Source organism: Stenotrophomonas sp. NLF4-10 (assembly GCF_022359915.1).
GTDB classification, from domain to species: Bacteria; Pseudomonadota; Gammaproteobacteria; order Xanthomonadales; family Xanthomonadaceae; genus Stenotrophomonas; species Stenotrophomonas daejeonensis.
This window is the reverse complement of record NZ_JAKSEE010000003.1, coordinates 3,401,019-3,426,370: the sequence shown is the minus strand read 5'-3', so window position 1 is coordinate 3,426,370 and position 25,352 is coordinate 3,401,019. Positions and strand designations below refer to the sequence as shown.

24 protein-coding genes are annotated in these 25,352 nt (G+C 69.2%); 16 read left to right on the top strand and 8 right to left on the bottom strand.

The window, feature by feature from the left end; genetic code table 11:
- The first annotated feature begins 134 nt into the window (after positions 1 to 134).
- Both MIC98_RS16250 and MIC98_RS16245 read left to right on the top strand, forming a co-directional pair.
- Positions 135 to 1,133 (top strand): peptidase U32 family protein, encoded by a 999-nt coding sequence (locus tag MIC98_RS16250; RefSeq protein WP_239737869.1) that lies wholly within the window; start codon positions 135 to 137, stop codon positions 1,131 to 1,133.
- Positions 1,134 to 1,143: 10 nt separating this feature from the next.
- Entirely contained in the window at positions 1,144 to 2,016 is an 873-nt protein-coding gene (locus MIC98_RS16245) for a U32 family peptidase (RefSeq protein ID WP_239737868.1), read from the top strand.
- Between the two features lie 292 nt (positions 2,017 to 2,308).
- Here MIC98_RS16245 and MIC98_RS16240 read toward each other — a convergent pair whose 3' ends face one another.
- The 5 genes from MIC98_RS16240 to MIC98_RS16220 all read right to left on the bottom strand — a co-directional run bounded on the left by MIC98_RS16240 (position 2,309) and on the right by MIC98_RS16220 (position 6,919).
- On the bottom strand, positions 2,309 to 3,733 hold the full coding sequence (locus MIC98_RS16240; RefSeq protein WP_239737867.1) for an FAD-binding protein: 1,425 nt from the start codon (positions 3,731 to 3,733) through the stop codon (positions 2,309 to 2,311).
- Positions 3,730 to 4,758 (bottom strand): quinolinate synthase NadA, encoded by a 1,029-nt coding sequence (gene nadA, locus MIC98_RS16235; protein ID WP_239737866.1) that lies wholly within the window; start codon positions 4,756 to 4,758, stop codon positions 3,730 to 3,732. The genes MIC98_RS16240 and nadA overlap by 4 nt, the downstream gene beginning before the upstream one ends.
- 70 nt (positions 4,759 to 4,828) lie before the next feature.
- On the bottom strand, positions 4,829 to 5,680 hold the full coding sequence (locus MIC98_RS16230) for an SCP2 sterol-binding domain-containing protein (RefSeq protein WP_239737865.1): 852 nt from the start codon (positions 5,678 to 5,680) through the stop codon (positions 4,829 to 4,831).
- The gene (locus tag MIC98_RS16225) at positions 5,673 to 6,056 is read right to left on the bottom strand and encodes a putative zinc-binding protein (RefSeq protein ID WP_239737864.1); all 384 of its coding nucleotides are present in this window, start codon (positions 6,054 to 6,056) and stop codon (positions 5,673 to 5,675) included. Before MIC98_RS16225 ends, MIC98_RS16230 begins: the two co-directional genes overlap by 8 nt.
- A gap of 260 nt (positions 6,057 to 6,316) precedes the next feature.
- Positions 6,317 to 6,919 carry a lipocalin family protein gene (locus MIC98_RS16220; protein ID WP_239737863.1) on the bottom strand — a complete coding sequence of 201 codons (603 nt, stop codon included), beginning with the start codon at positions 6,917 to 6,919 and terminating at the stop codon, positions 6,317 to 6,319.
- 136 nt (positions 6,920 to 7,055) lie between these two features.
- Between MIC98_RS16220 and MIC98_RS16215 the strand changes: the two genes are divergently transcribed.
- Entirely contained in the window at positions 7,056 to 7,358 is a 303-nt protein-coding gene (locus tag MIC98_RS16215; protein WP_239737862.1) for a hypothetical protein, read from the top strand.
- A 68-nt stretch (positions 7,359 to 7,426) separates the two neighbouring features.
- Entirely contained in the window at positions 7,427 to 9,526 is a 2,100-nt protein-coding gene (locus MIC98_RS16210) for a prolyl oligopeptidase family serine peptidase (RefSeq protein WP_239737861.1), read from the top strand.
- A 200-nt stretch (positions 9,527 to 9,726) separates the two neighbouring features.
- Here the strand turns inward: MIC98_RS16210 and MIC98_RS16205 are convergent, their stop codons facing one another.
- Positions 9,727 to 10,905, bottom strand: coding sequence for a pyridoxal phosphate-dependent aminotransferase (locus MIC98_RS16205; RefSeq protein WP_239737860.1), 1,179 nt, complete (start codon positions 10,903 to 10,905; stop codon positions 9,727 to 9,729).
- Between the two features lie 126 nt (positions 10,906 to 11,031).
- Between MIC98_RS16205 and MIC98_RS16200 the strand changes: the two genes are divergently transcribed.
- The 10 genes from MIC98_RS16200 (at position 11,032) to hslU (ending at position 19,442) form a co-directional block, all read left to right on the top strand.
- The gene (locus MIC98_RS16200; RefSeq protein WP_239737859.1) at positions 11,032 to 13,134 is read left to right on the top strand and encodes a S9 family peptidase; all 2,103 of its coding nucleotides are present in this window, start codon (positions 11,032 to 11,034) and stop codon (positions 13,132 to 13,134) included.
- Positions 13,135 to 13,357: 223 nt separating this feature from the next.
- Positions 13,358 to 13,741 carry a YbaN family protein gene (locus MIC98_RS16195; protein ID WP_239737858.1) on the top strand — a complete coding sequence of 128 codons (384 nt, stop codon included), beginning with the start codon at positions 13,358 to 13,360 and terminating at the stop codon, positions 13,739 to 13,741.
- 198 nt (positions 13,742 to 13,939) lie between these two features.
- A complete protein-coding gene (locus MIC98_RS16190; protein ID WP_239737857.1) occupies positions 13,940 to 14,152 on the top strand; it encodes a lipoprotein in 213 nt (70 codons plus the stop codon).
- Positions 14,145 to 14,987 (top strand): diaminopimelate epimerase, encoded by an 843-nt coding sequence (gene dapF, locus MIC98_RS16185; RefSeq protein WP_239737856.1) that lies wholly within the window; start codon positions 14,145 to 14,147, stop codon positions 14,985 to 14,987. The genes MIC98_RS16190 and dapF overlap by 8 nt, the downstream gene beginning before the upstream one ends.
- Positions 14,984 to 15,661 carry a DUF484 family protein gene (locus tag MIC98_RS16180; RefSeq protein ID WP_239737855.1) on the top strand — a complete coding sequence of 226 codons (678 nt, stop codon included), beginning with the start codon at positions 14,984 to 14,986 and terminating at the stop codon, positions 15,659 to 15,661. The genes dapF and MIC98_RS16180 overlap by 4 nt, the downstream gene beginning before the upstream one ends.
- An 87-nt stretch (positions 15,662 to 15,748) precedes the next feature.
- Positions 15,749 to 16,234, top strand: a complete 486-nt coding sequence (locus MIC98_RS16175; RefSeq protein ID WP_239737854.1) for a helix-turn-helix transcriptional regulator — start codon at positions 15,749 to 15,751, stop codon at positions 16,232 to 16,234.
- A complete protein-coding gene (locus tag MIC98_RS16170) occupies positions 16,224 to 16,634 on the top strand; it encodes a VOC family protein (protein WP_239737853.1) in 411 nt (136 codons plus the stop codon). Before MIC98_RS16175 ends, MIC98_RS16170 begins: the two co-directional genes overlap by 11 nt.
- Before the next feature lie 118 nt (positions 16,635 to 16,752).
- Positions 16,753 to 17,226: a DUF1203 domain-containing protein gene (locus MIC98_RS16165; RefSeq protein ID WP_057641371.1), complete on the top strand. Its 474-nt coding sequence runs from the start codon at positions 16,753 to 16,755 to the stop codon at positions 17,224 to 17,226.
- Between the two features lie 179 nt (positions 17,227 to 17,405).
- A complete protein-coding gene (gene hslV, locus MIC98_RS16160; RefSeq protein ID WP_057641372.1) occupies positions 17,406 to 17,957 on the top strand; it encodes an ATP-dependent protease subunit HslV in 552 nt (183 codons plus the stop codon).
- A gap of 111 nt (positions 17,958 to 18,068) precedes the next feature.
- Positions 18,069 to 19,442 carry an ATP-dependent protease ATPase subunit HslU gene (gene hslU, locus MIC98_RS16155; RefSeq protein WP_239737852.1) on the top strand — a complete coding sequence of 458 codons (1,374 nt, stop codon included), beginning with the start codon at positions 18,069 to 18,071 and terminating at the stop codon, positions 19,440 to 19,442.
- A gap of 126 nt (positions 19,443 to 19,568) precedes the next feature.
- Here the strand turns inward: hslU and MIC98_RS16150 are convergent, their stop codons facing one another.
- Positions 19,569 to 19,979: a hemerythrin domain-containing protein gene (locus tag MIC98_RS16150; protein ID WP_057641374.1), complete on the bottom strand. Its 411-nt coding sequence runs from the start codon at positions 19,977 to 19,979 to the stop codon at positions 19,569 to 19,571.
- Between the two features lie 101 nt (positions 19,980 to 20,080).
- A complete protein-coding gene (locus MIC98_RS16145) occupies positions 20,081 to 20,749 on the bottom strand; it encodes a TetR family transcriptional regulator (protein WP_057641375.1) in 669 nt (222 codons plus the stop codon).
- Positions 20,750 to 20,970: 221 nt separating this feature from the next.
- Between MIC98_RS16145 and MIC98_RS16140 the strand changes: the two genes are divergently transcribed.
- A complete protein-coding gene (locus MIC98_RS16140; protein ID WP_239737851.1) occupies positions 20,971 to 22,137 on the top strand; it encodes an efflux RND transporter periplasmic adaptor subunit in 1,167 nt (388 codons plus the stop codon).
- Between the two features lie 12 nt (positions 22,138 to 22,149).
- On the top strand, positions 22,150 to 25,296 hold the full coding sequence (gene smeE / locus MIC98_RS16135) for a multidrug efflux RND transporter permease subunit SmeE (RefSeq protein ID WP_239737850.1): 3,147 nt from the start codon (positions 22,150 to 22,152) through the stop codon (positions 25,294 to 25,296).
- Positions 25,297 to 25,352: the final 56 nt, after the last annotated feature.

Here is a 25,352-nt window from a genome sequence, read left to right as displayed (position 1 = left end):
CGCAGCATTGCACGCATCCGGCACGCGCCCCATGACGCATGTCAAAAGCAGGGGCCGATGCCGCTTGACCCAGGTCAAGGACGCATGCGGACGCGCACCGGATCATGCCCGCTCCTTCAGCCGGAGCCTTCCGCATGCAACTGGTGTGTCCCGCCGGCAACCTGCCGGCCCTGCAGGCGGCGGTGGATGCGGGGGCGAACGCGGTCTATGCGGGGTTCCGCGACCAGACCAACGCGCGCGCCTTCCCCGGCCTGAATTTCTCCGATGACGAACTGCGCGCCGGCATCCGCTACGCGCATGCGAAGAACGCCAAGGTCTACCTGGCGCTGAACACCTACCCGGACAGCGTGCGTCTGAAGGACTGGCACGCCGCGGTGGACAAGGCCGCCGCGCTGGGCGCCGATGCCATCATCGCCGCCGAGATGGCGGTGCTGGACTACGCCGCGCGCACCCACCCGCAACTGCCGCGGCATCTCTCGGTGCAGGGCAGCGCCACCACCGCGCCGGCATTGCGCTATGCGCACGAACGCTTCGGCATCAGCCGCGCGGTGCTGCCGCGGGTGTTGTCGCTGCAACAGGTCGAACGGTTGTGCGAGAAATCGCCGGTGGCGCTGGAAGTGTTCGCCTTCGGCAGCCTGTGCATCATGGTCGAGGGCCGCTGCCAGCTGTCCAGCTACGTCACCGGTGCTTCGCCGAACCGCCACGGCGTGTGCTCGCCGGCCAGGTTCGTGCGCTGGGACGAACAGGCCGACGGCAGCCGCAGCGTGCGCCTGAACGACGTGCTGATCGACGAGTTCAAGCCGGAGGAACCGGCCGGTTACCCGACCGTGTGCAAGGGCCGCTTCGCCGTTGGTGACGAAATTTTCCACGCGCTGGAGGAACCCACCAGCCTCAATACGCTGGAACTGCTGCCGCGGCTGAAGCAGATCGGCGTGGCCGCGCTGAAGATCGAGGGCCGCCAGCGCGGGGTGGCCTACGTGGGCTCGGTGACGCGCACGTGGCGCCGGGCCATCGACCAAGTGCTGGCCGACGAAGCGCATTGGCAGCTCAAGCCGGAATGGCAGGCCGAACTGTCGCGCCATGCCGAAGGCCACCAGACCACGCTGGGCCCGTACCACCGCGCCTGGCATTGAGGAAATACCGATGAAACTCAGCCTTGGCCCGTTGCAGTACTTCTGGCCGCGCGAGCGCACGCTGGCGTTCTACCGCGAGGCGATCCACTGGCCGGTCGACATCGTCTATCTGGGCGAGACCGTGTGCAGCAAGCGCCGCGAGCTGCGCACCGCCGACTGGCTGGCGCTGGCCGAGGAGCTGGCTGCTACCGGCAAGCAGATCGTGCTTTCGACCTTGGCGTTGATCGAGGCCGAATCCGAACTGAGCGTGCTCGACCGGCAGATTTCGCACGGCGCTTTCTGGATCGAGGCCAACGACCTGTCGGCGGTGCAGCTGTGCCGCGAGAAGGGCCGCCCGTTCGTGGCCGGGCCGTCGCTCAACGTCTACAACCACCGCGCATTGGCGATGCTGGTCGAGGACGGCCTGCGCCGCTGGGTGCCGGGCGTGGAGCAGGGCCGCACGCTGGTCGGCGAACTGAAGGACGCCTTCGTCGCCGAAGGCGGCGCGATGCCGGAGCTGGAGGTGACCGCATGGGGCCGGCTGCCGCTGTCGTACTCGGCGCGCTGCTTCACCGCGCGCGCGCTGGACGTGCCGAAGGACCAGTGCGGCTTCCGCTGCATCGACTATCCCGACGGCATGCCGCTGGCGACCCGCGAGGGCCGCCCGTTCCTGCGCATCAACGGCATCTCGGTGCAGGGCGAGGAAACCACCGACCTTGGCCCGGAACTGCCGGAGCTGCGCGCGCTGGGCGTGGACATCCTGCGGCTGTACCCGCAGGCCGAGGGCATGGAGGCGGTGGTGCGACATTTCGACGAAGCGCGCGACAGCGCAGCGGTTCCGCCGCGGATTGGCGAGCGCAATGGCTACTGGCATGGCGAGCCGGGGATGCGGGTGGGGGCATAAAGTGAGGTGCGGCTCCCTTCTCCCTCCGGGAGAAGGTGCCCGAAGGGCGGATGAGGGGCGAGCGGAGTCCGTGATGGTTAACCATTCGGACTCCGCTCGCCCCTCACCCCAACTCCCGCCCCTCACCCCAACTCCCGCCCCTCACCCCAACTCCCGCCCCGCGCCCCGGCCCACGCCAGCGGCGTGGGCGCTCCAAGGCACGCGCGCCAGTGGCGCGTAGGCCGTGCCTTCTCGCCCCGATGGGAGAGGGGCTCTGAAGCAGCGGAGCAATCCCGTGCCCCGCCGTTTTCTCTCAATCGGTCCGGAAATGCGCGCCAAGACTTTGCGTGCGGCGCAGCGCGGCTTCCAGCATCACCTGCGCCAATGCCCCTTGCCAGCCTTGTGCGGCCAATGCACTGCACTCCTGAAGTGCTGCCTGCAAGCTCTCGCCACTGCGCACCGGCCCCATCGCCTGCATCATCAATTCTCGCAAGCTGGCAAGGCGCGGTACGTCCAGCGATGATTTACGCAGCGCCAGCGTGCATTTGCCTTGCATGTCACCGGCATCGGGCAAGGCGCCCAGCAACGCACCCAGTCGCCGCCCGAACACCACGCCTTCCAGGAGTGAATTGCTGGCCAGGCGGTTGGCGCCATGCACGCCGTTGCAGGCGACTTCGCCCACCGCATGCAGGCCCGGCAGCGAACTGCGGCCATCGGCATCGACTGCGATGCCGCCCATGTGGAAGTGTGCGGCCGGGGCGACCGGGATCGGCTGTAGGCGCGGGTCGATGCCGTGCTGCATGCAGGCACCGAACACGGTGGGGAAACGCGCGGGAAACGCCGTGCCGATCCCGCGCGCGTCCAGCCATGTGCCACCGTCGCGGCAGGCCTGCCAGACCTGCCGCGCGACCACGTCGCGCGGAGCGAGGTCGGCCAGCGGATGCACGCCGTCCATCAACGGGTGGCCCTCCGCATCAAGCAGCCGCGCACCCGCGCCGCGCAATGCCTCGGTCACCAGTGGCAGGCTGTGCAGGCCGGGCAGGGCGAGCGCGGTGGGATGGAACTGCACGAACTCGATGTCGCGCAGGGCCGCGCCTGCGGCCAGGGCCAGCGCCAAGCCGTTGCCGTCGGCATCGGCCGGGTTGCTGGTGCGCGCGAACAACCCGCCGATGCCGCCGGTGGCCAGCACCACCGCGCACCCGTGGATCTGTTCGGCATTGCCATCGGCATCGAGCGCATGCACGCCGCAGGCGCGGCCGCCGTGCAGCAGCAGGCCATCGACGTCCACGTCCGTGCGGCGCCGGATGTGCGGTGCACGGCGCGCCGCCGCGACCAGCGCTTCCATCACCTTCGCGCCAGTGGCGTCGCCGCCGGCATGGACGATGCGCGGGCGGTCATGGCCGCCTTCGCGGCCGAGCTGCAGTGCGCCGCCGGCATCGCGGTCGAAGGCCACGCCCTGCCGCTGCAGCCAGTTCACCGCGGCGACCGCTTCGCCGGTCAACAGTTCGACCACGGTGCGGTCGTTGTGGTGGCTGCCGGCCTCGCAGGTGTCGCGCGCATGCGCCTGCGGCGTGTCGCCGCCGCCGATGGGCGCGGCGATGCCGCCCTGCGCCATCCCGCTGGCCGCGCCGGCGCTGTTGCGCGCACGGTTGAGCAGCAGCACCGGTGCGGGCGCGGCGGCCAGCGCCGTCGACAATCCGGCGATGCCGCCACCGACGATGATGAGGGGTGCGCTCACACCGCGTCGCGGCGGCCCACCGCCAGCATGCGTTGCAGCGCCCTGCGCGCGCGCAGGGCCACGTCGGCCGGCACCGTCACCTCGTGGCGCAGCTCGCGCAGGCAGGCGTGGATGTTGGGCAGGGTGATCCGCTTCATGTGCGGGCACAGGTTGCAGGGCTTGATGAACTCCACCTGCGGGAACTGGTTGCGCAGGTTGTCGGCCATCGAGCACTCGGTGATCATCGCCACCCGTGCCGGCTTTTCCTGCGCCAGCCAGCGCCCCATCGCGCTGGTGGAGCCGACGAAATCGGCCTCGGCCAGCACCTCCGGCGGGCATTCCGGGTGCGCCACGATCTTCGCGTCGAAACGCTCGCGGGTATGCCGCGCTTCCATCGCGGTGAACTTCTCGTGTACCTCGCACTGGCCGTTCCACAGCACCAGCTCGATGCCGGTCTGCTGCGCTACCCAGGCGCCGAGGTAGCGGTCGGGCAGGAAGATCACCTTGTCCACGCCGAATTCGGCGGCGATGGCTTCCACCACCTGCGGAGCGTTAGCCGAGGTGCAGCAGGCGTCGGATTCGGCCTTCACCGCGGCGCTGGTGTTGACGTAGCTGACCACCGGAATGCCAGGGTGCTGCGCACGCAGCGTGCGCACGTCGGCGGCGGTGATCGAAGAGGCCAGCGAGCAGCCGGCTTCCGGGTCGGGGATCAGCACGGTCTTGTGCGGGGCGAGGATCTTGGCGCTCTCGGCCATGAAGTGGACGCCGCACAGCACGATCAGCTCGCTGTCGCAGTCGGCCGCCGCCTGCGCCAGGGCCAGCGAGTCGCCGGTGACGTCGGCCACGCCGTGGAAGATCTCCGGCGACTGGTAGCTGTGCGCCATGATCACCGCGCCGCGCTGGCGCTTGAGTTCGCCGATGGCGTCGATCCACGGCAGGTGCAGCGGCACCTCCATGCACGGGATCAGCCGTTCCAGGGTTTCGACCAGCGGCGCGTGGCGGATTTCGAGCTCGGGATGCCAGGACGGCGTGGTGGAGGCGTTCATGCGGTCTCGGAGCAGGGACGGGCAAGGCCCGCGCACTGCAGGCGCGGGCAGGAAGGAAGCAACGCGGCGCTCAGGTTCCGGCCTGGTGCGCGCTGCGTGCCGCGCGGGCGAAACGCGCGCCGCGGTTGAGCGCGATGCGCAGGCCCAGCGGCACGGTTTCCCACGGCAGCCGCTCCAGCAGGTTGCGCGCGGTCAGGCCCAGCTCGACGTCGCCGGTGAGCACCAGCCGGCGCTGGAAGAACAGGGTGTCTGCATCCTCCAGCCGCCCGGCCAGCAACAGCAGGTCGGTGGCGCTGCCACGCACGGTGGCCTCGGCGTCGGCGTCGACCACCAGCAGGCGCTGGTCCTGCAACTCCACCACCCAGCGCAGGCCGAGGTCGTCGACCTCGATGCCGAGCCGGCGGCCGGCCATGAAGTCGAGCGTGCCGTCGGCCATCGGCCCGGCCAGCACCTTCGCCATCGCCCGCTCCAGCAGGCGCTTCTGCGCCGGGGGCGACAGCACGCGCAGCAGCGGGGCGATGCGGCGGGGCGGCGGCAGCCGCCGCAGCAGGGCGTGCGCCAGTGTCGGCGCGGAGGGGGAGGTGGTGTGCATGGTGGATGCGATCATGCGGTCATTGCCTGCGCTTGCTCCTTGATCCAGATCAGGTTCCAGCCCTTGCACGCGGCAGGCATCGCCGATGGCCAGCGCCAGCACGCCGCTGGCGGTTTCCGGCGCCAGCCCCAGCGCCGAGGCCAGGGCTTCGGCACGGCGCCGCACGCGCTGCTCGCGCGCGCCATCGCGCCCCTGCGCCCCGGCGCGGGCCTTGATGCGCCCGGCCAGCCGCGCCAGCCGCTTGCGCGTGGCCAGCAGCAGCACCAGCCCGTCGTCCACGCCGTCGATGGCCAGCCGTACCGGCGCCAGCCCGCGTGCATGCTCAGCCATGCGTGTTTCCCTTGTTGAGCGCCCGCGCCGCGGGCAGTACCTGCGCGGCATAGACCGCCTCGGCCTCGGCGGCATCGAAGTCGGCGTGCCTGCGCTTTTTCACCCCGTAGTCGGACAGCACCAGATGGGTGTCGGCGACCACGCCCGCGTTCGCCAGGCAGGCGGAAACGCAGCGCAGCACGCAGCCGTCCAGCGCGAGGATGGGGCGCTGGCTCCGCGCGGTGCGCACCAGTCCGGTGACGCCACCGCCGACGCCGGCGATGCAGGACATCTCGGCCTCGCCGGCGCGGTCCAGCTGCAAGGCGAGATGGTTGGCCATCTGCGCCGCGCTGGAACAGCCCGAGCACGAATACACCAGCGGCAGGGACCGGGTCATGCCATCACCCGCGGATGGTGGCAGGTGACGGGCGGCGGCAGGCCGACGCCATCGAGCCAGTCGATGGCACGATGCCGGGGGACCGGTGCCGCACGCTGTCGCCGCGCGTTCATCGCCGCCGCGCCAGCCGGGGAGCGGCAGGACGGGCAAGGTCGTTCGTCATGGCGTTGTCCCTGTCGAAGGGCACCCATGCTAGGCCGCCGTCGGCGGGCGGCGATTGACGCAGGTCAAACCCGCCCGATTCGGCGGGACGGGGCGGCTCAGTTGCGGTTGGGAACTTCGAAGCCGAGCTTGCCGACCTGCCCGGGGTGCTGCGGCACGCGCTTGAGCTTGTCGGTGTTGACCTCGTAGCGGTCGCGCAGCCGCAATGCCAGCTGCCGGTACAGGGTGGCGTCCATGTCCGGCTCGCGCGCGAAGATCCACGCCATCTCGCGGCCGGGGTAACCAATCAGCGCCCATGAGTAGTCCGGCGCCACTTCCAGGATGCGGGTGCGGGTCGGCACGATCCTGTAGAACCAGGTGCGCCAGCGGCGGTTGCCGCTGTCCTCGTCCACCGAGGCGCGCAGCTGCAGCTCTTCTTCCTGCTCGCCGAAGCCCTCGCGGTACTGGTAGCGGATGGCGACCTTGTCCTCGCCGCGCAGGCTGTAGGTGTTGGTGCTGGCGACGTGGCCGCGCTCGACGAAGTTGGGCACCCGGCCAATCACGTACCAGCGGCCCATGAAGCGTTGCAGGTCGATGGCGCCCTCGGCGATGCCCTCCTGCGCCTGCGGTGTTGCCGGGGGCGCTTCCTGCGCGTGGGCTGGCGCCAGCGGCAGGGTCAAGCTCAACAGCAGGGCGGGCAGGAACGCGGTGATCGATTGCATTGCGGGGCGGAGCGCCGTGGCGGTGGTGGTGGTGCCAGCATGTTCGGTGGGCGGCGATGGAAACGTCAACGGCTGGTCGCAGCCTGTGAGATGTGGCGCCGGCAGCATGGGGCCGAACCCGTTACCGGAGCGTGTCATGGCTGAATCGTCCCGCCGCAGTGCCGTCGAAACCCCCGATCCGCGCGTGCTGCGCTGCGTCAGGCAGCTGGCCCTGGCCGGCATCGCACTGGTGCTGGTGTGGCCGGCCCTGCGCGGCAGCAGCGCGTGGCTGGGCTGGCTGCCGCTGTGGCTGGTGGGCATGCCGCTGAGCGCGTGGTGGGCGCTGCATCGCTTCCGCCTGCCGGCGGCGTGGCGCAAACGACCGGCCGTGCGCCGTCGTGGCCCGCAGGCGCGACGCGCCCGCCGCCCGCTGCGGGCGCGCTGGCAGCAGGCTGCCTGACCTTCGACAGGGGAAGCACGGCCCCGGCCTGTGCTAGCGTGCGCGGCCTGTGACCGTATGGAGCCGCCATGTCCCGATTCACTACCGCCTGCCTCGCCGCGGGCCTGATTTCCGCTGGCTTGTCCGGGGCCGTCATGGCCGCTGACGAGGCGCAGGATCCCTATGCCTGGCTGGAGGACGTCACCGGCGACAAGCCGCTGGCGTGGGTGAAGGAACAGAACGCCAAGGCCGAGGCGCGGCTGGCGCAGAGCGCGCAGTTCAGGCAGATGGAGGCCGGCATCCGCGAGGTGCTGGATTCGGACGCCAAGATCCCGGGCGTGCAGAAGATCGGCGACTATTACTACAACTTCTGGAAGGACAAGCAGCACGAGCGCGGCGTCTGGCGCCGCACCACGCTGGTGGAATACCGCAAGGCCGAGCCGCTGTGGGAAACCGTGCTCGACCTGGACGCGCTGAACAAGGCCGAGGGCGAGAACTGGGTGTGGCACGGCGCCAACTGCCTGCGCCCGGAATACACCCGCTGCCTGATCGCGCTGTCGCGCGGCGGCGCCGATGCCGACGTCACCCGCGAGTTCGACCTGTCGAGGAAGACGTGGATCGAGGACGGCTTCTTCCGCCCCGAGGCCAAGGGCGGGCTGGGCTGGATCGACCAGGACAACGTGTTCGTCTATACCGATTTCGGCGACGGCTCGATGACCACCTCCGGCTACCCGCGCGTGGTCAAGCGCTGGAAGCGCGGCACGCCGATGGCGGCGGCCACCCCGGTGTACGAAGGCACGCCGGAGGACATGTACATCGCGGCGATGCACGACGACACCCCCGGCTTCGAGCGCGACTTCGTCAGCCGCACCATCGCCTTCTACAACAACGAGCTGTTCCTGATCGGCGCCGACGGCAAGCTGACCAAGGTCGATGCGCCGAACTCGGCCGAGAAGGGCGTGCGCCGCGAGTGGCTGACCCTGGAACTGCGCGAGCCGTGGACCGTGGGCGGCACGACCTACGCCGCCGGCTCGCTGCTGGCGACCAGGTTCGACGACTTCATGGCCGGCAAGCGCGCGTTCGACGTGTTGTTCGCGCCGACCGACACCACCTCGCTGGCCGGCGTGGCGTGGACGAAGAACCACGTGGTGCTGAACGTGCTGGACGACGTCAAGAACCGCCTGAGCGTGCTGACCCATGCCGATGGGCAGTGGAAGCGCAGTGAGTTCGTCGGCGCGCCGGCGTTCGGCACGATTGGCGTCGGTGCGGTGGACCCGGACGAAAGCGACGCGCTGTGGATGACGGTCACCGACTACCTGACCCCGACCACGCTGGCGCTGGCCGAGGTCGGCCAGCAGCCGGAGGTGCTCAAGACCATGCCGGCGTTCTTCGACGCCAGCGGCAAGGTGATCGAGCAGCATTTCGCCACCAGCAAGGATGGCACCCGCGTGCCGTACTTCGTGGTGCATGACAAGGCGATGAAGCTGGACGGCTCCAACCCGACCCTGCTGTACGGCTATGGCGGCTTCGAGATTTCGCTGACCCCGGGCTATTCCGGCGGCATGGGCCGCGCCTGGCTGGACAAGGGCGGCGTCTATGTGGTCGCCAACATTCGCGGCGGCGGCGAGTACGGCCCGCGCTGGCACCAGGCCGCGCTGAAGCAGAACCGCCACAAGGCCTACGAGGACATGGCCGCGGTGGCGCAGGACCTGGTCGCGCGCAACATCACCTCGGCCAAGCACCTGGGCGTGCAGGGCGGCAGCAACGGCGGCCTGCTCACCGGCAACATGCTGACCCAGTACCCCGAGCTGTTCGGCGCGGTGGTGGTGCAGGTGCCGCTGCTGGACATGAAGCGCTACAGCCACCTGCTGGCCGGGGCCTCGTGGATGGCCGAGTACGGCAACCCGGACACGGCCGACTGGGAGTTCATCAAGACCTTCTCGCCGTACCACCTGTTCGACGCGGGCAAGGACTATCCGCCGGTGCTGTTCACCACCTCCACCCGCGACGACCGCGTGCACCCGGGCCACGCCCGCAAGATGGCGGCGAAGATGATCGACGCCGGCAAGGACGTGACCTACTACGAGAACATCGAGGGCGGCCACGGCGGTGCGGCCAACAACGCGCAGGCCGCGCACATGTCGGCGCTGGCCTACGGCTTCCTGTGGGAGCAACTGGGCGGCAAGTAAGCCGCATGTCGGATGACGCAACGCCGCCGGAAGGCGGCGTTGTCGTTTCCGGTGGTGCCGGCCGCTGGCCGGCAACCTCATGAACCTTCGGCAAGACCGTGCGAATGCCGGGTAGGTCGGGGCCACGCCCCCGACGCTTCGTGCACACAGCCGTCGGGGCGTAGCCCCGACCTACGTCCGGTGGGCGAATGCCCCCTGCGCTACCGGGGGCGGCTGGCCCAGCTTTCCAGCCCGCGCGCGATCCGTGCCACCGCCTCCCGCAACCGCGCCACGTCCTGCGTATAGGCGATGCGCACGTGCTGGTTGGCGCGGTGATTGCCGAAGTCCAGCCCCGGCGTGAACGCCACGTGCTCGGTTTCGAGGAAATGCGCGCAGAACGCCTGCGCGTCGTCGGTGAATGCGCCCACGTCGCAATACAGGTAGAACGCACCCTGCGGCTCCACGTCGATGCGGAAGCCGAGTTCGCGCAGCGCCGGCAGCAGGTAGTCGCGGCGCTGGCGGAACTGCCCGCGGCGCTGTTCGAAAATGGCGATGGTTCCGGGCTCGAAGCAGGCCAGCGCGGCGTGCTGGGCCATCGACGGCGCGCTGATGTAGAGGTTCTGCGCCAGCTTTTCCAACTCCGGCACCGCCGCCGGTGGCGCCACCAGCCAGCCCAGCCGCCAGCCGGTCATGCCGAAGTACTTGGAGAAGCTGTTCAGCACGAAGGCCCCGTCATCGACCTCCAGCACGCTGGGCGCGTCCAGCCCGTAGGTCAGGCCGTGGTAGATCTCGTCCACCACCAGGTGCCCGCCGCGCGCCCGCACCGCCTGCGACAGCGCGGCCAGTTCCGCGCGCGCGAGCGTGGTGCCGGTGGGATTGGCCGGCGAGGCCAGCAGCGCGCCGACGCTGTCAGCGTTCCAGTACGCCGCCACGGCAGTGGGCGTGAGCTGGTAGCCGCTGTCCGGGCCGACCGGTACCAGCTGCGCGGCGCCTTCCACCAGCCGCAGGAAATGGCGGTTGCAGGGGTAGCCGGGGTCGGCCAGCAGCCAGTGCCGGCCGGGGTCCACCAGCAGGCTGGAAGCCAGCAGCAACGCGCCCGAGCCGCCGGGGGTGACCAGGATGCGCTCGGGGTCGATGTCCAGCCGGTAGCGGTCGCGGTAGAAGCCGGCGATGGCCTCGCGCAATGCCGGCAGCCCGCGCGCGGCGGTGTAGCGGGTATGGCCAGCGGCCAGCGCGGCCTGCCCGGCGCGGACGATGGGATCGGCGGTGGTGAAGTCCGGCTCGCCGATCTCCAGGTGGATCACGTCGAAGCCGGCCTGCTCCAGCGCGTTGGCGCGGGCCAGCAGCGACATGACGTGGAACGGGGCGATCTCGCGGCTGCGGCGGCTGTAGGCATTCATGACGCCATTGTAGGAGCGACGCGAGTCGCGACGAGGCCTTCCCGGCAAAGCCTCGTCGCGACTCGCGTCGCTCCTACAACGAGTCGGCTGTCTCGGGCACACTGTCGTCCTTCACGGAGTTCCGCCATGAAACCCACCCTTAGCCTGTTGATTGCCAGCCTGATGATGAATACCGCCGCCGCCCAGCCCGTTCCCCCGGATGTCGAGAAGCGCCCGCACACGGTCACCGCGCCGTTCGGCGCCGAGCGCCAGGACGAGTACTATTGGCTGCGCGACGACACCCGCGAGGACAAGGCCATGCTGGCCTACCTCGACGCCGAGAACGCCTACACCGACGCGCTGATGGCGCCGCTCAAGCCGCTGCAGGAAAAGCTCTACGGCGAGATCGTCGGCCGCATCAAGCAGGACGACGCCAGCGTGCCCTACCGCGAGCGCGGCTACTGGTATTACACCCGCTACGAGACCGGCAAGGACTACCCGATCCATGCCCGCCGCAAGGGCGACATGCAGGCGCCGGAGGAGGTGCTGCTCGACCTCAACCCGATGGCCGAGGGCAAGGGCTACTTCAGCGTCGGCGACATGGAGGTGAGCCAGGACAACCGCCTGCTGGCCTGGGCCGAGGACGCCGTCGGCCGCCGCCAGTACGTCATCCGCTTCAAGGACCTGGAAACCGGCAGGCTGCTGGACGACGTGATCGAGGGCGTGTCGGCGAACGTGGTCTGGGCCGACGACAACCGCACCCTGTTCTACGTCGAGAACGACCCGGAAACCCTGCTCACCGTGCGGGTGAAGAAGCACGTGCTCGGCACCCCGGCCAGCAGTGATGCGCTGGTCTACGAGGAGCACGACGACAGCTTCTACATGGGCATCGGCCGCACCCGCGACGACCGCTACATCACCATCGGAGTGGAAAGCACGGTGTCCTCGGAACTGCGCTATACCCCGGCGGCAAATCCGGGTGAATTCACCGTGCTGGCGCCGCGCGAGCGCGACGTGGAATACGACGCCGACCACTTCGACGGCCGCTGGGTGATCCGCACCAACGCCGACGGCGCGAAGAACTTCAAGCTGGTCACCGCGCCGGAAGGCGCAACCAGCCGCAGGCAATGGCAGGACTGGGTGGCGCACGACCCGCAGGTGCTGGTGGAAGGCTTCGAGCTGTTCGACGGCTACACCGCCATCGCCGAACGTGCTGAGGCGCTGGAGCGCGTGCGCCTGCTGTTCGCCGACGGGCGCAGCGAGTTCGTCAAGGCCGACGAGCCGGCCTATTCGATGGGCCTGTCGATCAACGCTGAACCCGATACCGATTGGCTGCGCTATGGCTACACCTCGCTGACCACCCCGGCCACCACCTACGAGCTCAACGTCAGGACCGGCGAGCGCCGCCAGCTCAAGCAGCAGCCGGTGATCGGCTACGACGCCTCGCAGTACGTCACCGAACGCGTCTGGGTGGACGCGCGCGACGGCGCCCGCGTGCCGGTGTCGCTGGTCTACAGGAAGGGCTTCAGCAAGGACGGCAGCGCCGCGCTGTACCAGTACGCCTACGGCAGCTACGGCATGTCGATGGACCCCGGCTTCAACCAGAGCGTGGTCAGCCTGCTCGACCGCGGCATGGTCTACGCCATCGCCCACATCCGCGGCGGCGAGGAAATGGGCCGCGGCTGGTACGAGGACGGCAAGCTGCTCCACAAGCAGAACACCTTCAACGACTTCATCGACGTCACCCGCGCGCTGGTGGCGCAGGGCTACGCGGCGAAGGACCGGGTGGCGGCCTCGGGCGGCAGCGCCGGCGGCCTGCTGATGGGCGCGGTGGCCAACCAGGCACCGGGCGACTACCGGGTGATGGTGGCGCAGGTGCCGTTCGTCGATGTGGTTACCACCATGCTCGACGCCAGCATCCCGCTGACCACCAACGAATATGACGAGTGGGGCAACCCGGAGCAGAAGACGTACTACGACTACATGCTCAAGTATTCGCCCTACGACAACGTCACCGCGCAGGCCTACCCGGCGCTGTTCGTCGGCACCGGCCTGTGGGATTCGCAGGTGCAGTACTGGGAACCGGCCAAGTGGGTGGCAAGGCTGCGCGACGTCAACACCGGCATCCACCCGATCGTGTTCCGCACCAACATGGAGGCCGGCCACGGCGGCAAGTCCGGGCGCTTCCAGCGTTACAAGGAACAGGCCGAGTCGTTCGCCTTCGTGCTGGACCAGCTCGGGGTGAGGTGACTTGCCATTCCTTCTCCCTTTGGGAGACAGCGTGGCAGGGTTGCCGAGCTGCACGGCGAAGCCGCCCGCAGGGTGAGGCACAGGGATGTGCCGAATGCAGGTGCCCAAAGGGCGGATGAGGGGCGAACGTAGTCCATGATGCTTGAACCATCGGGACTCCGTTGCCCCTCACCCCAACCCCTCTCCCGGCGGGAGAGGGGCCATATCTTCCCATCAACTTTCCATGACACGACCGACACGTTTCCGCTGGGCATGGTGGCTGCTGGCCTACGTCAGCCTCGGCATCGGCATCGTCGGCATCTTCGTGCCGGGGCTGCCGACCACCGTGTTCGTGCTGATTTCGGCATGGGCCGCCTCGCACGGCTCCGAGCGCCTGCACCGCTGGCTGCTGGCCCACCCGCAGTTCGGCCCGCTGATCGTCAACTGGCAGCGCCACGGCGCGGTCAGCCGCAAGGCCAAGTGGATGGCCACCGCGACGATGGCGCTGTGCGCGTTGATCATGCTCTGGTGCGTGCCGCTGGCCTGGGTGAAATGGTTCTCGATCGGCAGCATGGCCTGCGTCTGCATCTGGCTGTGGATGCGGCCGCTGCCGCCGCCTGTACCGTAGCTGCGGGGCTTGCCCCGCAGGGGCATTCCCGGTGAAACCCCATGCCGGGCAAGCCCGGCATCCACGAGAATCAAGCGGGCCGATATTCTCGTAGCTGCGGGGCTTGCCCCGCAGAGGCTTTCCCGACGAAGCCCACGCCGGGCATTGCTAGGCCTATGGGGAAATCGGGCTTCATCCGTGAATGGCTATACTTCGGCGATGAACAAAATGCCCCGCTTCCCGATGCTCGTTGCAGCCGCCTGCGCGCTGCTGGTCCTCACCGCCTGCGGCAACAAGGGGCCGCTGGTGATGCCGCAGAAGCCGGTGCCGGTGGAAGAGCAGGAAGTCGTGCCGGCGCATGACGCGCCGGCCGCCAACATGCAACCGGTGCAGGACACGGAAGCGCAGCCCGCCGCCGACGACAATGGTTGAGCCGCGGCTGCGTTTCACCAAGATGCATGGCGCCGGCAACGACTTCGTCGTGCTGGACCTGCGCGATGGCACGCCGCCGCCGGACGCGGCGCTGGCCGCGCAGCTGGCCGACCGCCACCGCGGCGTGGGCTGCGACCAGATCCTGACCATCGAGCCGCCGCGCAGCGAAGCGGCGGTGGCCGCCTACCGCATCTGGAATTCCGATGGCTCCACCTCGCAGCAATGCGGCAACGGCGCGCGCTGCGTGGCGGCGTGGCTGGTGCGCGACGGCGCCGTGCACGGCGATGCCTTCGTGATCGACAGCCCGCTGCGCAGCCATGCGGTGCAGCGGCTGGGCGGCGGCCATTATGCGGTGGCGATGGGCAGGCCCGAGTTCGCGCCGGAGCGGATCCCGCTGGCCGGCTTCCCGCATGCGCGCGAGGAATACGCGCTGCCGCTGCAGGGCGAGAGCCTGCGCTTCGGCGCGGTGTCGATGGGCAACCCGCACGCGGTGCTTGAGGTGGGGCTGCTCGACGCGGCGCCGGTGGAACGGCTGGGGCCGCTGCTGCAGCAGCATGCGACGTTCCCGGAATCGGTGAACGTCGGCTTCGCCCAGGTGCTAGACGAGGGGCGTGCGCGGCTGCGCGTGTTCGAGCGTGGCGTCGGCGAAACCCTGGCCTGCGGCAGCGGCGCCTGTGCCGCCGCGGTGGTGCTGATGCAGCGCGGCCGCCTGCGCCGCGACGCGGTGATCTCGCTGCCGGGCGGCGACCTGCGCATCCAGTGGCCGGACGACGGTGCGGAAATCGTCATGTCCGGCCCGACGGCTTTCGTGTTCGATGGAGAGTGGACGGCATGAACGATTCGCTGGAAAAGACCGGCGCCCATGAAATCGCGGCGTGGCTGCGCCGCCACCCGGGGTTCCTCAAGCAGTTCCCCGACCTGGCGCTGACCCTGGTGGTGCCGCGCGACGACGGCCCCACCGCCTCGTTGGCCAGCTACCAGCTGGAAGTGCTGCGCGACAAGAACCGCGAGCTGTCGCGGCGGCTGGCCGAGCTGGCGGCCAACGCGCAGGTCAACGAACGGCTGGCGGTGCGTACCCACCAGCTGACCCTGGCGCTGATGCGCCAGACCAGCGCCGCCGACACGCTGCGGGCGATGGCCGCGTCGCTGGAAGAGGACTTCGCCGGTGACCTGGTGCGCATCGTCAGCCTGCAGCCGGTGCCGGAACTGGAACAGGCGCCGTGGTTGCAGGTCATCGCCGCGGGCGATCCGAAGCTGGCGCCGTTCCACGACTGCCTGCAGGACGGCGAGCCGATCTGCGGCCGCCTGCAGCCGGAGAAGAACGAGGTGCTGTATGCCGAGCGCATCGGCGAAGTGGCCTCCACCGCGCTGCTGCCGCTGCCCGGCATCGGCCTGATCGCCGTCGGCAGCCACGATCCCAACCGCTTCTACCCCGGCATGGGCACCCTGTTCCTGCGCATGATGGGCGAGGCGCTGGCGGCAGGGCTGCGGCGTTTCCGCGACGCCTGAGGAAAACCGTTTCGGGCAGGCGTACCGTGGATGGGCACCTGCCCCGATCCGTGGCACCCGCTCCGCGGAAGCGACGCGAGGACGCGCATGAACCAGAGCCCCGAACTGCTGCGACGCCTGCTGCGGGCCAAGGACCGCATGGACGGCGCCTGCCATGAGGCGTGGCCGGTTGCGCGGTTGGCGCGGGTCAGCGCGGTGTCGCCGGCGCATTTCGCGCGTTCCTTCAAGGCCGCCTTCGGCATGCCGCCGCACCGCTACCTGCTCAGCCGCCGGATCGAGCGGGCGGTCGCACTGATGCGCGACACCGAACTTTCGGTCACCGAGATCGCGCTGTGCACCGGCTGGCGCAGCCTAGGTACGTTCGGGCGCATTTTCCGTGACATCACCGGCGACAGCCCCGGCAACGTCCGCGCGCGCGAACGCTCGGCCGCACAGGCGCGCGACCGGTTGCCCGAGTGCATCGCCCGCGCCGTCCACCGGCCGGACTTGAACAGCGCAGTTTCGGAGAAGCGCCGCCGCACTGCCGTTGCTACCGTGGACGCTCATTCGATGGAGGTCCCAAATGATTGGTGATGTGAACGTGGTCGGCCTGTACGTGCGCGACCAGGACGAGGCACTCGATTTCTACGTCGGGAAACTGGGTTTCCAGCTGCACACCGACGTGCGCAATGGCGACTACCGCTGGTTGACCGTGCAGGCCAGCGGGCAGGCGGCATTCCAGCTGGGCCTGTTCCGGCCCGGGCCGCCGGTGCACGACGCGGACACCGCGCGGACCCTGCAGCAGATGGTCGCCAAGGGCGCGATGCCGCCGCTGGTGCTCGCCGTGAACGATTGCCACGCCGCCTATCAGGAACTGAAGGCGCGCGGGGTGGAATTCACCCAGGAACCGATGGAACGCTACGGCGCCGTGGATGCCGGTTTTCGCGATCCCTCCGGCAACGGCTGGAAGATGATCGAGGCCCGCGGGCGCTGAGAGCGGGCCGCAATCCACTGCATGCGGGTGGCTGCCCACAGCGGTGTCCGGATATGGCCGGCAGATGCGCTGTACGGGCCGCATGCTGCACACCCGTTCGCTTCCCACCGCGTGCGTCATGGCCAGTTTCCTGCTTTCCGGCATCGACCCCGGACCCCTGCAAGCGCTGTTCGATCTCGACGCTGCGGGACTGGCCGCACACGGCGCGGCGCGCCGCGTTGCGGACAGCGAGCGTGGTTTCCCGTGCCGCGTCAGCCTGCGCGATGCCGCCGTCGGCGAGGAATTGCTGCTGTTGCCGTACTGGCACCAGCCGGCGGCATCGCCCTACCGCGCCAGCGGGCCGGTCTTCATCCGTCGCGATGCGGTGCCGGCGCGGCTGGCCATCGACGAGGTGCCGCCCTATGTCGCGCGGCGGCTGATCTCGCTGCGCGCCTATGACCATGACGACTGCATCGTCGCCGCCGAAGTGATGGACGGCACGCAGGTCGCCGGCTGGCTGCACGCGCAGTTGGATGACCACAGCGTCGCCTACGTGCACCTGCACAATGCCCGCTACGGCTGTTACTTCTGCCGCGCCGACCGGGTGGATTGAGCGGCCGAAGCGGGACATGCCCGTGGCCGGCAGGACGATGCCGGACATGCGGCGGAACACACCAAGGTGGGTGCGTTGGAGCGCCGGTTTGACCTGAATCAGGCGCCACCGTGCGGGACGCGGCGCTTGAACCACCCGGTGGCGTCCCCATTGTTTCCGGGACACCCCGGAGATGCCCGATGGACCCCAGCCAGAACCCGAATGTTTTCCACGCCACCACCATCTGCTGCGTGCGCCGCGGCGAGCACGTGGCGATCGCCGGCGACGGCCAGGTCACGCTCGGCCACACGGTGATGAAGGGCAACGCGCGCAAGGTGCGTCGGCTCGGCCGCGACGGCCAGGTGCTGGCCGGTTTCGCCGGCGCCGCCGCCGATGCGTTCACCCTGTTCGAACTGTTCGAGGCAAAACTCGAAAAGCACGGCCAGTTGCAGCGCGCCGCGGTGGAACTGGCCAAGGATTGGCGCACCGAACGCCGCCTCGGCAAGCTCGAAGCATTGCTGGCGGTAGCCGACCGGGAAACCTCGCTGATCATCAGCGGCACGGGCGATGTGATCGAGCCGGAGGACGGCATCATCGCGATCGGTTCCGGCGGCTCCTACGCACTGAGCGCGGCGCGCGCGCTGCTGGCGCACACCGAACTGGACGCGAAGGCGGTGGCGACCGAGGCGATCAACATCGCCGGCGGCATCTGCATCTATACCAACCGCAACGTGGTGGTGGAGGAGCTTTGAGGAACGAGTGGAGAGGAACGAGGAACGAGTGGTGAAGCCACGGCGTTCCTGCTCCTCGCCTTTACTCGTTCCTCGTTCCTCTCCACTCGTTCCTGCCCCTCGGGAAACCCCATGACCCACAAGATCGAAACCTCCTCCGCCACCATGACCCCGCGCGAGATCGTGCAGGAGCTGGACCGCCACATCGTCGGCCAGCACGACGCCAAGCGCGCGGTCGCCATCGCTCTGCGCAACCGCTGGCGGCGCATGCAGCTGCCCGAGGAACTGCGCAACGAGGTGATGCCCAAGAACATCCTGATGATCGGCCCCACCGGCGTCGGCAAGACCGAGATCGCGCGGCGTCTGGCGACGCTGGCCAACGCGCCATTCGTGAAGGTCGAGGCCACGCGCTTCACCGAGGTCGGCTACGTCGGCAAGGACGTGGAACAGATCATCCGTGACCTGGCCGACACCGCGGTCAAGCTCTATCGCGAGCAGGCCAAGGTGCGCGTGCGCACGCAGGCCGAGGAGAAGGCCGAGGACCGCATCCTCGACGCGCTGCTGCCGCGCCGCAGTGCCGGCATCGGCTTCGATGCGGAAGCCGCGCGCAACGAGCCGTCGGCCGCCGACAACGACACCCGCATCAAGTTCCGCCGCATGCTGCGCAACGGCGAACTGGACGAGCGCGAGATCGAACTGGAAATCGCCGCCAACGTCAGCATGGACATCATGACCCCGCCGGGCATGGAGGAAATGGGCCAGCAGCTGAAGTCGATGTTCGCCAACCTCGGCGGCGGCAAGTCGAACAAGCGTACGCTGACGATCAAGGCCGCGCGCCCGCTGCTGGTGGAGGAAGAGGCCGGCAAGCTGGTCAACGAAGACGATATCCGCACCGCCGCGATCGAGGCCTGCGAGCAGCACGGCATCGTGTTCATCGACGAGATCGACAAGGTCGCCAAGCGTGGCGACAACGTCGGTGGCGGTGATGTTTCGCGCGAAGGCGTGCAGCGCGACCTGTTGCCGCTGGTGGAAGGCAGCAACGTCAGCACCAAGTACGGCACGGTCAAGACCGACCACATCCTGTTCATCGCCTCCGGTGCGTTCCACCTGGCCAAGCCCAGCGATTTGATTCCCGAGTTGCAGGGCCGCTTTCCGATCCGCGTCGAACTGGGCGCGCTGAGCAAGGCCGACTTCGTGCGCATCCTCACCGAACCGAAGGCGGCGCTGACCAAGCAGTACGAAGCATTGCTGGCGACCGAGGGCGTCAAGATGGGCTTCACCGCCGACGCGGTGGACCGGTTGGCCGAGATCGCCGCGCAGGTCAACGAGCGGCAGGAGAACATCGGCGCCCGTCGCCTGCATACCGTGCTGGAGCGACTGCTGGATTCGCTCAGCTACGAAGCGCCGGATCGTGGTGGCGAAACCCTCGCCATCGACAGCGATTACGTCGACAAGCATCTGGGTGAGCTGGTGCAGGATCCGGATCTGAGTCGTTACATCCTGTAACCATGCGGATGCCCTCTGCGGGGCAAGCCCCGCAGCTACGGTTTGCCGCGTGGGTTCTCCCGTATCGAGTCTTTTCAGGTGGGACACCATGCGGGGCATGCCCCGCATGGTGTTGCCGGCAGGGGCTCAGGCCCTGCGTGCGGCCGGGTACAACTCGACGTTCTCGCGCTGCAGGCGCTCGAACAGCGCGCGCAGCACGGTGTTGGCGTCGCGGCGGAAGCCCTCGGGGTCGGCCGCCAGCCGCGACGGCACCCGCCACTGCTGCACGAAGCCGGCGAAGGCCTTGGCCAGCCCCTGCATCTCCTTGCGGTAGCGCTCGCTCATCGCGGCGATCTCCGGCTTGCCGCAGCGCGCCAGCGACGGGTACAGCACCTGGTCCTCGGCGGCCAGGTGGAACTTGATCTGGCTGGCGGTACTGGTGATGAGCTCGCCGATGGCTTCGGCGTTCTCGCGTATGCCTGCACGCGACAGTGCGCGCAGCGATTCGATCTGGCCGAGGATCTGCCGGTGATCGTGGTCGTACCTCTGGATATCCATTGTTTTCCGTTGCCTGCTGACTACCCGGCCCATGCCGGTCGCCCGCGGGTATCGGCCGCCGCGGGCGATGCTTGAGGCGCCGCCGCGACCGTCTTCAGGCTTCAGCCGGCTTCGTCGTCCGGCAGCGGCGAGGGTGGTGCGCCGGGGACGAACAGGCCGGGCTTCACGTACCAGCTGAACAGCGCGTCGATGGCCTCGGGCGCCTCGCGTTCCAGCGTGAAGTGCTCCGGCTCCATCATGCCGCTGCACAGCACGCCGGTCAGGCAGGCATGGAGCACGCGGGCCGGCGTGGCCGGGTCGACGCCGTCGCGCAGCTGCCCCAGTTCGCGCGCGCGGGCGAAGGCGCTGCGGAAGATCGCCAGTTCCTCGGCGGTGCCTTCGTGCTGCAGCCGGCGGATGGCCTGGCTTTCGGCGGAAGGGTCGTTGCGCAGCATGATCTCCATCATCGAGCGCAGCTGCGCGTCGGTGGCCAGCTCGTTGATCGACACCAGCATCACCGAGCGCAGGTCGAGGATGGGCGTACTGCGGCGGGGCGAGGCGGTGCGGCGCAGCCGTTCGAGGAACGGCAGGTGCTTGCGCCGGATCATCGCCTCCAGCACCTCGGTCTTGTTCTTGAAGTGCCAGTAGACCGCGCCGCGGGTGTAGCCGGCGCGCTCGCCGATGGCGGCCAGCGAGGTGCCGGCCACGCCGTGCTCGTGGAAGCAGGCCAGCGCCGCGTCAAGGATGCCCTCGCGGGTGGCGAGGGCCTCTTCTCTGGTTTTTCTGGCCATTGCCGCGTTACCCGTGCAAGTCGCTGGATCAAACCCGGCCGCCATCATAATTGTTTACAAACAGTCTTGCATGTATGTATATTTCCGCGCTTGCTCCGCAGGATGTGGTGTCATGCGCGCGGTGGCCGTCCGGGCCATTGGCCGTAACGCGTCCGGCACGGTGCCGATGGCACGATGCCGCCTCGTCCCGCGAGCGTTTCCCCTTCCCGCCGAGCCCCACCATGACCTCGATCCGCAACCGCCGCCTCGTCGCGCTGTCCCTTGCACTCACCGTCGCGCTTGCCGCCTGCAAGGGCGGCGAGGCCCCGCCGCAGGGCGGGCCCGGGCAGGTCACCGTGGTCACCCTGAAGGCCGAGCCGGTCACCCTGACCCGCGAGCTGGTCGGCCGCGCCACCGGCTACCAGGTGGCCGAGGTGCGGCCGCAGGTCAGCGGCATCGTTGCCAAGCGGCTGTTCACCGAGGGCGCGCTGGTCACGCAGGGCCAGCCGCTGTACCAGCTGGACGACGCCGCCTACCGCGCCCAGGCCAACAGCGCCCGCGCGCAGCTGGCCCGTGCCGAGGCCAGCGCCACTGCCGCGCGGCTGGCCGCGCGCCGCAGCGCCGAGCTGGTGAAGGTCAAGGCGATCAGCATGCAGGACGACGAGAACGCGCAGGCCGCGTGGAAGCAGGCCGAGGCCGACGTCGGCGCCGCGCGCGCGGCGCTGGACGCGGCCAACGTGACCCTGGGCTACGCGCGCATCACCGCGCCGATCGCCGGTCGCATCGGCAAGTCCAGCGTCACCCAGGGCGCGCTGGTCAGCGCCGGGCAGGCCGAGCCGCTGGCCACCATCCACCAGCTCGACCCGATCTACATCGACGTCACCCAGTCCTCGGCCGAACTGCTGCAGCTGCGCCGCGAGCTGGATGCCGGCCGCCTGCAGGGCAACGGCGAGCAGCCGGTGGACATCCTGCTGGAGGACGGCACCCCGTTCGCCCACAAGGGCACGCTGGAGTTCTCCGAGGTCAGCGTCGACCCGGGCACCGGCAGCTACGGCCTGCGCGTGCGCGTGGACAACCCCGGGCAGGTGCTGATGCCGGGCATGTTCGTGCGCGCGGTGGTCGGCAGCGGCGTGCGCCAGGACGGGCTGCTGGTGCCGATGCAGGGCATCGCCCGTGACGCCCGCGGCAACACCAGCGCGATGGTGGTGGACGGAGAGGGCAAGGTGGCGCTGCGCCAGGTCGCGGTCAGCCGCACGGTCGGCGACAAGTGGCTGGTGGAGGACGGGCTGGCGGCTGGCGACAAGGTGATCGTCGAGGGCCTGCAGAAGATCGGCCCCGGCATGCCGGTGCAGGCCACCGAGAAGGGTGCCGAAGCCGCCACGCCGGCCGCGCCGGCGGCCAAGCAGTAAGCGGGGGCGCACATGGCACGCTTCTTCATCGACCGGCCCATCTTCGCGTGGGTCATCGCCATCATCATCATGCTGGCCGGCGCGCTGGCCATGCTCAAGCTGCCGATCTCGATGTACCCCGAGGTCGCCCCGCCCGCGGTGTCGATCAGCGCCAGCTACCCCGGCGCCTCGGCCAAGGTGGTCGAGGACTCGGTGACGCAGATCATCGAGCAGAACATGAAGGGCCTGGACGGCCTGATCTACTTCTCGTCCAACAGCTCCTCCAACGGCCAGGCCAGCATCACCCTGACCTTCGCCAGCGGCACCAACCCGGACATCGCCCAGGTGCAGGTGCAGAACAAGCTGCAGCTGGCCATGCCGCTGCTGCCGCAGGAAGTGCAGCGCCAGGGCATCAACGTGGCCAAGTCCTCCAGCGGCTTCCTGCAGGTGGTCGGCTTCGTCTCCGAGGACGGCAGCATGGACGCCACCGACATCTCCGACTACGTCGGCTCCAACGTGCTGGACCCGCTGAGCCGGGTGCCGGGCGTGGGCAGCATCGAGGTGTTCGGCGGCAAGTACGCCATGCGCATCTGGCTGGACCCGAACAAGCTGCAGACCTACAAGGTGTCGGTCGACGAGATCACCGCCGCGGTCCGCGCGCAGAACGCGCAGGTCGCGGTCGGCCAGCTGGGCGGTGCGCCGGCGGTCAAGGGCCAGCAGCTCAACGCCACCATCAACGCGCAGGACCGCCTGCAGACGCCGGAGCAGTTCCGCGACATCGTGGTGCGCACCGAGGCCGACGGCTCCATGCTGAAGCTGGGCGACGTGGCGCGGGTCGAGCTGGGCGCGGAGACCTACGACTTCGTCACCCGCTACAACGGCAAGCCGGCCTCGGGCCTGGCCATCACCCTGGCCACCGGCGCCAATGCGCTGGACACCGCCGAGGGCGTCAGGAAGACCCTGGACGAGCTGAGCGCCAACTACCCGCGCGGGCTGAAGGCGGTGATCCCCTACGACACCACCCCGTTCGTGAAGGTGTCGATCGAGGGCGTGGTCGAGACCCTGGTCGAGGCCATCGTGCTGGTGTTCCTGGTGATGTACCTGTTCCTGCAGAACTTCCGCGCCACGCTGATCCCGACGATCGCGGTGCCGGTGGTGCTGCTGGGCACCTTCGGCATCCTTGCCGCGCTGGGCTTCTCGATCAACATGCTGACCATGTTCGCGATGGTGCTGGCGATCGGCCTGCTGGTGGACGACGCCATCGTGGTGGTGGAGAACGTCGAGCGCATCATGTCCGAGGAAGGGCTGTCGCCGCTGGAGGCCACGCGCAAGTCGATGGGCCAGATCACCGGCGCGCTGGTCGGCATCGGCCTGGTGCTGTCGGCGGTGTTCGTGCCGATGGCGTTCATGTCCGGCTCCACCGGCGTGATCTACCGCCAGTTCTCGGCGACCATCGTCTCGGCGATGGCGCTGTCGGTGCTGGTGGCGATCGTGCTGACCCCGGCGCTGTGCGCGACCATGCTCAAGCCGCTGAAGAAGGGCGAGCACCACGTCGCCCACCGCGGCCCGGCCGGCCGCTTCTTCACTTGGTTCAACAACGGTTTCGACCGTTCCAGCAGCAGCTACCAGCGCGGCGTGCGCGGCATCCTCGCCCGCCCGGGCCGCTTCATGGCGGTGTTCGCGGCGCTGGCGGTGGCGATGGGCCTGCTGTTCGTGCGCCTGCCCAGCTCGTTCCTGCCCAACGAGGACCAGGGCATCCTGATGGCGTTGGTCAACGCACCGGTCGGCGCCACCCAGGAGCGCACGCTGGAGTCGATCTACAAGCTGGAGGACCACTTCCTGCAGAACGAGAAGGACGCGGTGGAATCGGTGTTCTCGGTGCAGGGCTTCAGCTTCGCCGGCATGGGCCAGAACTCGGGCATGGCCTTCGTCAAGCTCAAGGACTGGGACGAGCGCACCGCGGACCAGGGCGTGGGCCCGATCACCGGCCGCGCGATGATGGCGCTGGGCCAGATCAAGGACGCCTTCATCTTCGCCTTCCCGCCGCCGGCGATGCCGGAGCTGGGCATCGCCTCGGGCTACACCTTCTTCCTGAAGGACAACTCCGGGCAGGGCCACGAAGCGCTGGTCGACGCGCGCAACCAGCTGCTGGGCATGGCCGGACAGAGCGGCAAGCTGGCCAACGTCCGCCCCAACGGCCTGGACGACACCCCGCAGCTGCGCCTGGACATCGACGTGGCCAAGGCCGGCGCGCATGGCCTGTCGCTGGATGCGATCAACAGCACGCTGGCCACCGCGTGGGGGTCGAGCTACGTCGACGACTTCATCGACCGCGGCCGGGTCAAGCGCGTCTACGTGCAGGCCGACGATGGCTTCCGCATGAACCCGGAGGACTTCAACCTGTGGACGGTGAAGAACGGTGCCGGCGAGATGGTGCCGTTCTCGGCCTTCGCCAGCCAGCGCTGGGACTACGGCTCGCCGCGGCTGGAGCGCTACAACGGCGTGTCGGCGCTGGAAATCCAGGGCGAGGCGGCGCCGGGCGTGGCCTCGGGCGACGCGATGCTGGAAGTGGAGCGGCTGGCCAAGCAGCTGCCGCCGGGCTTCAGCATCGAGTGGACCGCGGTGTCCTACCAGGAACGTGAAGCCGGCGCGCAGACGCCGCTGCTGTACACGCTGTCGCTGCTGATCGTGTTCCTGTGCCTGGCCGCGCTGTACGAGAGCTGGAGCGTGCCGACCGCGGTGCTGCTGGTGGCGCCGCTGGGCATCCTCGGCGCGGTGCTGGCCAATACCTTCCGCGGCATGGAGCGCGACGTCTATTTCCAGGTGGCGATGCTGACCACGGTGGGCCTGACCTCGAAGAACGCGATCCTGATCGTCGAGTTCGCCAAGGAGAACCTGGAGAAGGGCGCCGGCGTGATCGAGGCGACCATGCACGCGGTGCGCGACCGCCTGCGCCCGATCGTGATGACCTCGCTGGCCTTCGGCCTGGGCGTGCTGCCGCTGGCGATCGCCTCCGGCGCCGGCTCGGGCGCGCAGCGCGCCATCGGCACCGGCGTGCTCGGCGGCATGATCGCCGGCACCACGCTGGGCCTGTTCTTCATCCCGCTGTTCTTCGTGGTGGTGCAGCGGGTGTTCAACCGCAAGCGCCTGCCGGTCGAAGGTGGCAGCGCGGAAGGCTGAGCATTCCGCATGATCGCTTGAACCTCGAACGCCGGGCATGACGCCCGGCGTTCGAG